Source organism: Glaciimonas sp. PCH181, assembly GCF_003056055.1.
Taxonomy (GTDB): domain Bacteria; phylum Pseudomonadota; class Gammaproteobacteria; order Burkholderiales; family Burkholderiaceae_D; genus Glaciimonas.
The window spans coordinates 284,086-296,818 of record NZ_PYFP01000001.1 but is presented as its reverse complement, the minus strand read 5'-3'; the positions used below and the strand labels follow the sequence as shown (position 1 = coordinate 296,818).

Annotated in this window: 10 protein-coding genes; 4 read left to right on the top strand and 6 right to left on the bottom strand. The window is 51.5% G+C overall.

The genetic code is table 11. The features are described from left to right. The first annotated feature begins 127 nt into the window (after nucleotides 1-127). On the top strand, nucleotides 128-727 hold the full coding sequence (locus C7W93_RS01300) for a LysE family translocator (protein WP_108438397.1): 600 nt from the start codon (nucleotides 128-130) through the stop codon (nucleotides 725-727). Nucleotides 728-935: 208 nt separating this feature from the next. Here C7W93_RS01300 and C7W93_RS01295 read toward each other — a convergent pair whose 3' ends face one another. Then, nucleotides 936-1,796 (bottom strand): GyrI-like domain-containing protein, encoded by an 861-nt coding sequence (locus C7W93_RS01295; RefSeq protein ID WP_108438396.1) that lies wholly within the window; start codon nucleotides 1,794-1,796, stop codon nucleotides 936-938. 391 nt (nucleotides 1,797-2,187) lie between these two features. On the opposite strand from C7W93_RS01295, the gene C7W93_RS25380 reads away from it, so the two are divergent. Then, nucleotides 2,188-3,075 carry an SgcJ/EcaC family oxidoreductase gene (locus C7W93_RS25380; protein ID WP_370446377.1) on the top strand — a complete coding sequence of 296 codons (888 nt, stop codon included), beginning with the start codon at nucleotides 2,188-2,190 and terminating at the stop codon, nucleotides 3,073-3,075. 314 nt (nucleotides 3,076-3,389) lie between these two features. Here C7W93_RS25380 and C7W93_RS01285 read toward each other — a convergent pair whose 3' ends face one another. The 5 genes from C7W93_RS01285 to C7W93_RS01265 all read right to left on the bottom strand — a co-directional run bounded on the left by C7W93_RS01285 (nucleotide 3,390) and on the right by C7W93_RS01265 (nucleotide 8,851). Next, complete coding sequence (locus C7W93_RS01285; protein WP_108438395.1) at nucleotides 3,390-3,794, bottom strand: VOC family protein; 405 nt, start codon at nucleotides 3,792-3,794, stop codon at nucleotides 3,390-3,392. A 221-nt stretch (nucleotides 3,795-4,015) separates the two neighbouring features. Continuing rightward, on the bottom strand, nucleotides 4,016-4,648 hold the full coding sequence (locus C7W93_RS01280) for a LysE family translocator (protein ID WP_108438394.1): 633 nt from the start codon (nucleotides 4,646-4,648) through the stop codon (nucleotides 4,016-4,018). A gap of 477 nt (nucleotides 4,649-5,125) precedes the next feature. Beyond that, nucleotides 5,126-5,983 (bottom strand): patatin-like phospholipase family protein, encoded by an 858-nt coding sequence (locus C7W93_RS01275; RefSeq protein ID WP_108438393.1) that lies wholly within the window; start codon nucleotides 5,981-5,983, stop codon nucleotides 5,126-5,128. A gap of 413 nt (nucleotides 5,984-6,396) precedes the next feature. Next, the gene (locus tag C7W93_RS01270; RefSeq protein WP_108438392.1) at nucleotides 6,397-7,737 is read right to left on the bottom strand and encodes an MFS transporter; all 1,341 of its coding nucleotides are present in this window, start codon (nucleotides 7,735-7,737) and stop codon (nucleotides 6,397-6,399) included. Nucleotides 7,738-7,792: 55 nt separating this feature from the next. Then, nucleotides 7,793-8,851 (bottom strand): lactonase family protein, encoded by a 1,059-nt coding sequence (locus C7W93_RS01265; protein ID WP_108440410.1) that lies wholly within the window; start codon nucleotides 8,849-8,851, stop codon nucleotides 7,793-7,795. Nucleotides 8,852-9,131: 280 nt separating this feature from the next. On the opposite strand from C7W93_RS01265, the gene acnA reads away from it, so the two are divergent. Both acnA and C7W93_RS01255 read left to right on the top strand, forming a co-directional pair. Next, nucleotides 9,132-11,768: an aconitate hydratase AcnA gene (gene acnA, locus C7W93_RS01260; RefSeq protein WP_108438391.1), complete on the top strand. Its 2,637-nt coding sequence runs from the start codon at nucleotides 9,132-9,134 to the stop codon at nucleotides 11,766-11,768. Between the two features lie 81 nt (nucleotides 11,769-11,849). After that, nucleotides 11,850-12,590: a transporter substrate-binding domain-containing protein gene (locus tag C7W93_RS01255; protein WP_108438390.1), complete on the top strand. Its 741-nt coding sequence runs from the start codon at nucleotides 11,850-11,852 to the stop codon at nucleotides 12,588-12,590. The last annotated feature ends 143 nt before the right edge of the window (nucleotides 12,591-12,733 follow it).

Here is a 12,733-nt window from a genome sequence, read left to right as displayed (position 1 = left end):
ACGCTGACTGACACAAAAAACTGCCGTGCTTTCCAGCCCTGCCAACGCACTACGATGTAATGCGAACTGCACGATTGCCGACAAGCTTTTTCCACATCGCTTTGGCAATTATCTCTAGAAAATTTTCATGACATCTCAATTCAACTTCGCTATTTTTGCCCTAAGCACGGCGGTCATCCTGCTGACGCCGGGACCGACTAATACCTTGCTGGCGGCGGCTGGCATGGAACGAGGCGCAAAGGGCACGTTGCCACTCATCGCATGCGAACTACTCGGCTATTTGATCGCGATCTCGGTGTGGGGTGCGGTGCTGGCGCCCATGCAAAGCAGTTATCCGTGGGTAGCGATCCTGGCCCGCTCTGCCAGCAGCCTTTATCTGATTTATATTGCGGTGACGGTATGGCGGGCGGCATCCGTGCTGCCGACATCGGGACAACGGTCGATTGGTCCCAAAGCCTTATTCGTCGCAACCCTTCTCAATCCAAAGGCGCTGCTTTTTTCATCCGCGATTTTCCCCGTCTTTGCGTCTGATAACATGCCAATCTATTTGGCAGCGATGGCACTATTTTCTTGCTTGTTGATTCCTATTGGCATCATCTGGACCATGTTCGGCGCAGCGCTAGCCAACGGACGCTTGAAGTTTGTGGACCGGGTCAAGTTGCAGCGCGCAGCTTCGTTGGTACTTTGCGCGTTCTCGGCAACCATCGCTTGGGCTACTTTTCGTTGAATTTATGCGGTGGCGTTGTTGGATGCCCTATTTGCCAACGGTGTGAACATTAGCGCTTACGCACCCTACTCGGCCCTGCAATGCGATACTCGTGCTAATTTATTTCTGCCATAGTGCGGTCAGCCGCCGTGAGGTTTTGTTAGTTAGATGCGTGTTGTCGGCCAAAATCTGACATTCGCGACGGATACTCAATTTAGTCGCCCGACCGCTATTTGAGTGGCAAGTAAATATCCGTTATCAACGCGTGTTCAGGGGTCTCCGGCATTAAGTTCCGGTAATGGAAATACAACGGAAAGTCGCGCAATTCCTCCCCGCTCTCAGGCAACCATTCCCGATACAGGTAATAAACACTCCCCCCTATCCTATCGTGCGAACCGAAATGGCGTATCACAGCGCAGCGACCGCCTGGGATTACCTTATTACCCACCCGCTGTGGATTATCCGGCACGTCTTCCGACACTGAACCGCAGATGTCGAAACGAAATTGCGCCGGCTCTGTCGTGTCGGGATTGTCGTACACAATGCCGAAAGACTGGCTGGATTCGACGGGAGACAATCCGCTTGCCTTACGCCACGCGATAAAAATGCCGACCGAGTCGTTTATAGATCCCGGAGAGCCGCGATGTTCCAACACCGCGACCTTGGTTTTTTCAAATTCGACAACGTTAACTTCCATACTATTCTCCCTTTCTCTGCTGGGTAAATGATAACGTTCAGTCCAGGGTTGCCATGCAGGACTTCTCCGAAACTCAGAAGGAGTTTGTCCGAACGTATTTTTGAACGCACGGGAAAACGACTCCGGATTTTCGAAACGGGCATCTAAGGCAATGTCGGTAATCTTTTCCAACTGATTGAACACAAGCCGATAAGAAGCCCGTTTTAGCCGCATCAATTGGATATATCTGAAGACGCTTATGCTCGCGTACTCAGAAAATTGCCGGTGAAAGTGATATTTCGAAAAATTCGCCACTTGGCTCAACAAGTCCACAGTCAGCGCATCACCAAGGTGTTCGTCGATATAATCGAACACCCGGTTGAACTTTGCCGCGTAAGCGCTGGCCTTCGACATATTTTTCGTCCTTTATCCTTGACTGAGACCAAACTATACGTTGTCGTACAGTGCGTGTCCTGACTGAAATTGCGGAATTCAGGTATTAAAAAAATCGCCTCGATTCGGATGCTAAAGACCGCTTTGCTTAAGCATGAGGACTGCTGCGAGTAACGTACTGCCAGTCACGAACCATAGCAATCTGCCACCAGTAGTCATTGATTGACGAACATACATAAATATGCGATCTTAAAACCTATGAAATTCTTCTACAAAAAAAACTTCGGCGATTATTCGCACCATTCAAACAATGGTGGGATAGCGCTTGTTTTGCAGTAGCGAATAACCCGCCCTCGAGGCGGTTTTTTTTCGACTGCTTCTTGGGAATTCCCCATGTAAACAGGAGGTGTAAATGAAAACGAATACGAGTACGGGTACGCAAGAGCTTCAACAATTTATCGCATCTGCGGATAACGCAATCAATCGCGAGGATTTCGACGAACTAATGCGTTTTTATTCGGATGACGCGACGCTGGTCATCATGCCAGGCAAAAACGTCAGCGGAAAAGAGTCTATTCGTAAAGCATTCGTTGCTATCGCCGAGCACTTCAATCACAGCCTGGAAGTGACGCAAGGTGAAATAGTGGTGATCGAAGCCGGCGACACCGCACTGGTCATTGCGAATACGCAGCTTGCAGCAAACAGCAAGACCGAATCACCATTTTCAATGGATCGAAACGCGAACTACGTCTTTAAGAAACTGGACGACAGATGGCGCTGTGTGATCGATAATTCCTACGGTGCAGAGCTGTTAACAAAGACCAATGTCCCCACTCTGCACATGATCTGCGGAAAAATTGCCTCTGGAAAATCGACGTTGGCCCACCAACTCGCTGAAAAACCAAAAACAATACTTATCAGCGAAGACGAATGGTTGAGTCGGCTTTATCCCGGCGAGATAAACACCGTAAACGACTATGTGCGATGCGCGGCCAAACTTCGCGACGTAATGGGTGGTCACATTGAACAACTGCTTCGAGCAGGAAATTCAGTCGTCCTGGATTTCCCTGCAAATACACCGGATACCCGCCGATGGATGCGAGATATCTTTAAAAATGCCGACGTTGCTCATTGCCTGCACTATCTGAACGTCTCGGATGAAGAGTGCAAAATGCGGCTACGTCGTCGCAATGAAGACGGCTCGCACCGATTTACGACAAGCGAAACAGAATTCGACACGATTACCCGGTACTTCGTGACGCCGTCTATCGATGAAGGCTTCAACGTCGTGGAAGAGTAACTTATGCTGACCATGCGGACATGACGTCAATGTACGCATGCCGTCGAATGCTCCGGATCAGGATAGGCAGCATTCGACTAGAATTTATCGAACAAGCTAGCGCTCGCAAAAATCGAAATTACGAGTAGGTCGCAAAATGTCGCAATCTTGATAACCAGATATCCGAACCAAAAGAAAACGAAACTACAAATCAGATATCTAAAAAATCCTGAAACAATGCCGACAAATATTTCCATCCGGTGCACTCTCCTCAGAACCTGTTAATTAAAGCCTATTCAATGCCATGCCTTAAGGAAGAAATGGGGTATCGCGGATTAAGGCTGTGGATGCTGCCAGCTCTTGTAGACTGCCTCGATGCTATAACCATCGGGATCTAGGATATTGGCTGCGTAGTAGCGTGGATCGTAATAGACGCGAGCGCTGGGCGGGCCGTTGTCCGTGGCTCCTGCCGCAATGGCTGCAACGTAAAAGGCGTTCACCTCGGACTCACTCTGGGCAACAAAGCCGACGTGAGCAGCCTTGGCATCTGAACTTCCCCGTCGCAGCCAGAAGAATATCCGACCATCGCGGCCGAAGCCTTTCAGATCGGGATGTCCCTCAGGACCATCGGCTCCGTCATAGTCCACTAAATGACGAATGCCTAGCGGTGCTAATGCTTGCTCGTAAAAATCAATAGATCGATCCAAGTCGCTGACCGTGATGAAGACGTGATCCAACATAACAACTACCTTCCTTGATATAGATCTATGTTCGTTCAAATACTGCCTGAAACAGACTTCATGAGGCAGGTCCGGCGCGGCACATTATCCAAACGCGCCGCACTGCATTTATTTATTCCCGTTTTTCTCTAGCGTGGCCTTATTCCGTTAACGATCAGCCGTCGACCCTATCGCCAGAATCTGTTTTCTGGTTCATTTCAGTCGGTCTTTGGGTGACTAGTTTAGCGGCGCGCTTCTAACGCCATGCGAACGGCCAAGCCAGCGAGTACCGTACCCATCAGCCAGCGCTGAAACACCATCCATATCGGACGCTCTGCGAGAAAAGTAGCGATTGATCCAGCCATGATGGTGATCACGCCATTCACGCTTAAACTGATAACAATCTGCGTGGCGCCAAGAATGAGCGATTGCGTGAGCACGCTGCCATGGTCCTTGCTGATGAACTGCGGTAGTAAAGATAAATACATGACCGCAATCTTGGGATTTAAAAGATTGGTGACAAAGCCCATCAGAAACAGTTTTCGATTACTGTCATTCGGCAGATCACGCACTTCGAAAGGAGAACGGCCACCAGGCTTCACCGCCTGCCACGCCAGATAAAGAAGATACAGCGCACCGCCGAAACGCAACGCATCGTAAGCAAAAGGCACCGCCAGCAGTAGCGCGGTGATACCAAACGCGGCACAAAGCATGTAAAAAAGAAAACCCGCGGCCACTCCGCCCAACGAAATCAGCCCAGCCTTTCGCCCCTGACAAATCGTGCGCGAAGTGAGATAGGCCATATTCGGGCCGGGTGTCAGGACTAAACCGAGGGCAACAAGGCTAAAAGCCAGCAAACTGGATATTTCAGGCACGACGCATCTCCATCAAGAAGGACAAGGGATTTTCGGGTAAATAATCGATACACAATAGGGCAATTTCTGACGGAGATCTCGCTGTCAGAAATTCTGTAGCCCATATTGAAAATGGCCAATCATCATACTAGAAAATTGACTAATCGATTAGCGTTGCGAAGCCGTAATTCGATAACGAGGCTGTGAGCGTCGGTGGGGTCATAACAGTTGTAAGGTCATCGGCCGCAAACGACCGAGGCTGTGTAAAAACGTAAATATGACAAAAATTCGTGAATAGAGAGACCATTGCGGACCTGCGAAAAACGGGATAGCAGTTGTTTTAAGAAGTCGATTTTTCATTTGTGTTTTTACGCAGCCTAGGCCGGAAGCGATCTTTCTGCTACCGGCGCATCACTGAGAAACTATCACACCACAAACCGCAACGCCATCTTCCGTCAATAACAACCCCGGCATCGAATCCCGGCTTTACGTTTCTACCTATTTTGTATGCGAATGCAGTCTGAGGCCATCCGGAATAGTTCGTTTATCTAGCCCACCCGCTTCGAGCCATAGACGGGTCTCCATTCCTGCACGATCAATCAAATGGCCGCACTGACTATAATCATAAGGCGAGATATCCAGCGGGCACAGCGGGGCAACCACGGCAATCGCGGCCTGCGAACTCCAGCGCTCCAGATCCGATACCAACTGCCGTGCAACCAGCAGATTGAGTGCGCTCATGGCGTGCTCGAATGCGCCTTTAGGCTGTCGGCGTTGTGCACAGGTGAAGCCGGTAGTCAGCACAATGACGCGTGTAGCCCCCAATCGGATCGCCGTAGAAACAGGCGTATTGTTGGCTACGCCGCCATCGATCAGCATGTTTCCAGCAAATGAGACCGGAGGAAAAACACCCGGTATTGCCGTGCTGGCAAGCACTGCATCCACTGCTGATCCAGATGAGAGTACGACTTCGTTGCCGGTTCTCATTTCGGTTGCGACCACATGCACAGGGAGTTCCGCATCCTCCAGATGACGATTGCCATAGTGCATGTAAAGCAGTCCGCGCAATTTCTCGGAGCTAATCAGATGCGTGCCATCTCTACGGAAACCACTCAGCAAAGACAGCAATGACCAGGGCATGATGTGGTGGCGACGAATGCCGCGCCACACGTCCTCCAGCGCCAAGGATCCGGCCTGATGCGGCTGAAAAGCAAAAAACACACTATTGATGGCACCGGCAGAAGCGCCGACCAGGAAATCTGGGCGCACGCCAAAGGCAATCAGCTCGCGCAACATGCCAGCTTCAATGGCGCCGAGACTTCCACCACCGGCAAATACAAATGCGGTTTTTTCCATAAGGACACCTTGGGCGGGCGGACATAAATAATGCCGGAGATAGGTAAAGACTACTCTGGCTGGCGTGATTTTTCCAGAAACCAGCTTTATGAATCAGAAAAAAGGCTATTTAAAACACAATCGAACACCTCGCCCAGAGTACTGCATGTTGCCGATGCATAAACAGATTGCCCCAGTCTGCTCAACACTGGTCCTTGTCAAGCACCTGCGTCAGACGCATCGTGGTTACCACACACAGGCAGTCAGTCGAGATTGCTTGCTTTTTTGCAAGAAGTCCGTCGGCCGAACCACTTCCTACAGACTGGCGGCAGCGCAAAAAATTGTTGATACGCTGAAGTGAAGTTATATCCTGATCCCGGTGTGAGGCAAATCACCAAAAGCTGCCGGTATAGGAAACTGGCAGCGACTGAAGTTCACATACGGGCAGATTCTGGACCGGCCGACTTAGCCTTGAGGTCCTTATGCTCTTGCCTATGTTCGGCAATTTTGATCAGAAAAGTCATGAAGAAGGAAATCGCGAGCAATACGGCCAGGAATAACAAGCCGGTAGTAGTGCTATTTCCGCGGCCTTTGATATAACCGATAAGGAATGGTCCGACGAAGCCACCTAGGTTACCGATCGAATTGATAATTGCAATGGACACCGCTGCAGTCTCGCGTGTCAAGAACAAAGTGGGCAATGCCCAGAACGGCGACTTAAATGCATATAAACCCGCCAACGTAAAACTCACCATGGTGATCGACAAATATGGATTGCTGACCAATCCAGCCCCTAACATTGCCAGTGCGGCTAACGCTAGTGGAATTGCGGAGTGCAGACGGCGTTCACTCCGTTTGTCTGAGCTGCGGGACCACAACACCATGATGATCGTTGCGAAAATATAAGGAATCATCGCAATCAGCCCAACTTCGGTATGCGATAGTGATGCGGAAAAATTCTTGATGATTTGTGGCATCCAGTAACCGACGCCTAGACTGCCACACTGATATACGAAGTAAATGAACGACAGGTATAGCACGCGAGGATTGCGCAGTGTCTTCAATAACGGGAGGTGTTGCGATGCCGGGCGCGACTTGCGATCATTCTCCAACTCATTTTCCAGCCAGGCCCGTTCCTCCGGCTTGAGCCATTTTGCGTCCTTTGGCTTGTCGGTCAGATATAGAAAGCACAGTACGCCGCCTACAACGGCGGGCACGCCTTCAAGAACCAGCATCCAGCGCCAACCTGACCAGCCTAACCAATTCACGTTGTCCATTATCCAGGTGCTGAACGGGGCGCCGATAATGTAAGAAACTGGAATCGCAGAGGTAAATAACGCGACGGTCGTTGCCAACTCCTTTGCCCTGAACCAATGGGTTAAGTAGACAATAATGCCTGGAAAAAAACCAGCTTCCGCAACGCCGAGAAAAAACCGCAAGACATAAAGCTGGTTCGGTGTTTGAACAAATCCAGAGGCAACTGCAACTACTCCCCAGGTCAGCAGAATCCGGGCAATCCAGATTCGGGCGCCATAACGGTTAAGCATGATGTTACTTGGCACTTCGAATAGGAAGTAACCAATGAAAAAAATTCCAGAAACGAATCCGAAGGCTTCACTACTGAGCGCCAGCTCTTTGTTCATTTGCAACGCAGCGTAACCGATGTTGGCGCGGTCCAAATACGAAATCACATATAGGATGAAAACAAAGGGAACAATCTTCCACGTGATCTTCCTTACTAACGCGGATTCGTTAACGTCATGACGAACTTGCATATTGATGCCATCGGCCGATGAAAGCCGATGTCCTTAAAAGATTAAAAGGTAAAAATCAGGCATTTCCTGAAAACACCATGCACACGGGGCTGCCGCAAGCTACTGAAAAGCCGGTGGGTCGTAACTTTCCAGTAGTCTGATCAACTGTCATCGCGACAATGGTGTCGCTGTCCTCATTCAACGCATAGAGGAATTGGCCATTCGGTGTGAGCGTAAAAAATCGCGGGGTCTTGCCTTGGGTCGTCTCGACATCCACCAGTGATAACAGGCCGCTGCGCTGATCGATTTTGTACACGGCAATGCTGTCGTAGCCTCGGTTTGAGGCATAAAGATAATGTCCGCTGGCATCGACTTCAATTTCAGAGGCTCGGCTGTTTCCAGTAAAAGTACTGGGCAACGTAGACAAGATCTGCAGAGGTGTCAAAGCGCCAGAGGCAACGGTCCACGTGTAGGTCGTTACTGTGGAATCCAGCTCATTAGCTACGTAAGCAATACCCAGTTTTGGATGGAACGCTAAGTGGCGTGGGCCGGCCCCTTCTCGTGTCACCGTGAACGCCGACGTGGCTGGCGTCAGCTTGCCATCGGCAAAACTGAACGTAAAAATGCGATCCAGGCCTTTGTCCGGTACGACCACAAAGTGGCCGCTGGGGTCGAACGGATTGAAATGCGGCTTAGATAGCTTTTGCTCGACCCGGTGCGGTCCCAATGGACCGGTCAGAGTGACTAACTGACTGAGTGCGCCCAGGCTGCCATCGGCACCAATGGGCAATACTGCCAGGCTGGACCCAAGGTGGTTCGAAACCACGATGAAACGCCCGCTTGGGTCAATCGCCAGGTGCACCGGATTTTTACCTCCAGTGCTTTGACGGTTAATGAACTGCAGCTTCCCTGTGCTCTTGTCGACCTTAAATGCGCTGATGTCACTGAGGTCGCCGTGCACCGCATAAAGATGATCTCCAGAACGATCAAGCGCTAGGAACGAAGGATTGACAAGATCGCCCACGACTTGCACCAGTGACAGGTCGCCAGTGGTTTGGTTTAGCTGAAAGACGGTGATGCCGTCGCCGCGAGCACTTCGTTCGCGCGTGGTGCGTGATCCTACATAGGCAAACATGACTGATCCTGTGGAAGTAGTTGTGATTAAAGCACCCTGAACATTGGTCGGGTTGCTAGTACAGCCGGTCATCCCGAGCATTGCCAACCCGCCAAATGCGCCAGCGGTTAGCAAGAAATTACGCCGTCCGGGGCCCTGCATTCGGGTAATGACAGAGTCTTGGTTTGGGAAGGGGAAAACGAGATCCTTGTTTGCCATTTGGCAGTCTCCTTTTGTTTTGTTTATAACGTCTATTCTTTTTTATATTGCATTTGTTCGTTAAAATATGCAACAATTACTTATGAAAATAAATTCCTCATTACGCCCATCGATGCTTGAGCACGCTGGCAATTCGTACCTGATAGTGGATTTGCCGGGATTGTTTGGCGAACAGTTGAAGCAACTGCCGGTCGTACTGCGCTTGTTACTCGAAAACGTCATCCGTCACACAACGGGCGTTGAGCGGGAAGCAGCAGAAATTGCTATTTTGAAATGGCTGGACCGAGGCAGCAGCGAAGCAGAAATTGCCTTTCAACCGGGGCGTGTACTGATGCACGACACCACCAGCACCCCGGCCCTGATTGACATCGCCGCGATGCGTGACACTCTGAGCGAAGCGGGAATCGACCCGACGGTGCTCAATCCGGGCTTGCCGGTCGACGTGTCGGTTGACCATTCGTTGGCGGTTGAGTTTTTCGCACAACGCGACGCATTGACCCGCAACCTTCAAATGGAATTGCATCGCAACAACGAACGATATAGTTTTTTGCGTTGGGCTTCGAAGGTTATGCGAGGTGTTCGTATACACCCGCCCGGAACCGGCATCATGCATACAATTAATCTCGAGCAGTTGGCGACCGTAGTCCAAACCGAACAACAAGACGACGAATTATGGGCAGTGCCGGACACCTTAATCGGAACCGATAGCCATACCCCGATGATCAACGGCATCGGCGTTCTTGGCTGGGGCGTTGGTGGCTTGGAAGCGCAAACTGTCATGTTCGGCATGCCGACCATGCTGCGCATACCGGATGTCATTGGTGTGCATCTGACAGGAACGTTAGGCTCTGGCGTTAGCGCAACGGACCTGGCACTAACCGTCACCCAACGTCTTCGTGCGATGGGCGTCTCTGGCGAGTTCGTAGAATTTTATGGTCAAGGTGTCAGTTCACTAAGCGCTGGCGAACGCGCAGTAGTAGCGAACATGACGCCGGAATATGGCGCAAGCACAGGCTTCTTCCCCGTTGATGATAATACGCTGCGCTATTTGCGGGAAACAGGGCGAGGCCAGCCTGCGATCGATCTGGTCGAGGCCTATACAAAGCGCGTTGGACTGTGGTTCGATCCGTTGGCTACCCCGCGCTTTACTCGCGTGTTGGAGCTTCCACTTGACATGATCGGCATGCACGTAGCCGGCCCGCGCCGGCCCCAGGACTTGCTCGGTTATGGCGACACCGGCTCCGTCCTGGCCAAGCTGAACTTCACGCCCGTACCTGGCGACAGCGGCATGCCACGTCATCCGATTGCGATAGCCGCAATTACCAGTTGTACCAATACTTCCGATCCAGCCCTTTTGATCGCTGCCGGCCTTGTAGCCCGACGCGCGCAAGCGCTCGGCATGCGAGTGGCGCCTTGGGTCAAGACCTCGCTAGGGCCGGGTTCACCGGCGGCGGCCGACTACCTGCAACGGGCCGGCTTGATTGACGACCTGTCTTCGGTCGGATTCGACATTGTGGGGTATGGCTGCACAACCTGCATAGGTAACTCGGGCCCTCTGACTGAACCGATCCAACGCGCGTTGGGGCGGAAAGAGATCCACCCCGTTGCCGTGCTATCGGGAAATCGCAATTTTCCTGGCCGTGTTCATCCCGACCTAGATCTTGGATTCCTGATGTCCCCGGCACTGGTTATCGTATTCGCGCTTGCAGGGAATGCAGAAATCGATCTCAGTATTGACCCGGTGCAGATTACCCCGGATGGCACCGCAATCTATTTGCGGGACCTGTGGCCGAGCCGAGAAGAGATTGCGAGCCTAGTCGAACTAGGAGCGCAGCCGGGTGACTATCCGCGCGCATTTGCACAGGCAAGTTTGAATCCGGGCTGGCATGCATTAAAAGTTCCAGAAACACCTCTATTTCCCTGGAACCCTTCTTCGACAGCATTGCGTCGGCCACCCTTCGCTGAGTTAACCGAAGGTAGCCTGCTGGGCAGCTATAGTGCTTATCCGCTATTGGTACTGGGGGACGACATCACCACAGATCACATCTCACCAGCGAGTGCGATTCCCAAAGACAGTTATGTAGCCGATTTCCTGGTCGAGCGTGGAGATGACCGCAATGACCTGAATGTATTCGCCTCCCGTAGAGGTAATTGGGAAGTGATGATGCGCGCAGCGTTCTTTAGTAAGACCTTGCGAAATTGGTTGTATCCCACCTCGCCAGTGGCCAATACGCTGCACATACCAAGCGGTATGCTGGCACCGATCTTCGAAGTTGCGCAGCGTTATCGTGACGATGGTGATTCGGTCGTGCTAGTTGCTGGCGAGCGCTACGGCACTGGCTCTTCGCGTGATTGGGCAGCCAAAGGTCAGCGCCTGCTTGGTATTCGCGCCGTACTGGCGGTCAGTTTCGAGCGCATACATCGTTCCAATCTGATAGGCATGGGTATATTGCCACTGCGATTGCCAGATGGCGTCAACCCGACCACGCTCAATATTGTTCCAGGCGACAAGATCGAGATCGACGCTCGTCCTGAAGTACTGGCACCTCGCTGTGCTATCGAGGTTCGCATTCGGCGAGCCAATGGGGCCGTAGAGAAAATTTCGGCGAAGGCTGCTGTTGAAACTCAGCTCGAGACGAGCCTGCTTAAACACGGTGGGGTGATTCCTTTTATCCTGCAAAAAACCATTGCTGAACAGAGCACTGAGAAAGCAGAATGACAGCACTCGGATTTTTTAAAAATCATGATGTAATTCTCTCCAAGGCGGAGGTGTCCGCCATTAACTTAGCGAGCCCTTAGCATGACTTTGATACCATCAGCCGCCATTCGCGACGCTTTTACCCCGACCGGCAAGCTGCGCGCTTCGATAAATCTTGGCAATCCAATCCTCGCCAATGTGGGCGCCGACGGCCGGCCTAGCGGCGTATCGATCGACCTCGCAACAGAATTTGTGAAATTGCTAGATGCTGAACTGAATTTGGTTGTGTTCGACGCAGCGGGAAAATCGGTGGAAGCTGTCGTTGCCGAACGAGCTGATTGTGGTTTCTTTGCTATCGATCCGGTGCGCGGCGCAGATATCGCTTTTACAGCTCCCTATGTATTGATTGAGGGATTCTATCTGGTCAAGGACGGTTCTCCGATCACTACGAACGCTCAGGTCGATGCCGCTGACAATCGCGTCGTCGTTGGCAACGGCAGTGCTTACGACCTGTACCTAACCCGAGAATTGAAACACGCACCTATCATACGTGCGCCGACCTCGCCGACCGTAGTCGAGACTTTCTTGAGGGAAGGAGCCGAAGTCGCCGCCGGTGTCAAACAACAACTGGAAGCAGATGCGAAGAAAGCAGGAGGATTGCGACTGCTTGAACAGAGATTCATGGTGATTCAACAAGCAATGGGTGTTCCGAAAAGTCGAGGTCTTGAGGCTTCGGCTTTCCTGGCTGCTTTTGTCGAACAAATGAAGGGATGCGGATTCGTCGCTGACGCTTTACGGCGCCACAAAATTAAGGGGGCTTCGGTGGCGCCGGTAGTCGAATGATCAAAAGGCTGGAAGTCAATATTATTGCCTCGCGGTACTGGTGGAGCAAATTGCCGCCAGCGTTATATTTTTCAAGTGGTATCAACGATCCGTTTGGTTCTTGAATTCTGATAAGCTGCTACCACTCCATCAAGATCAACGTC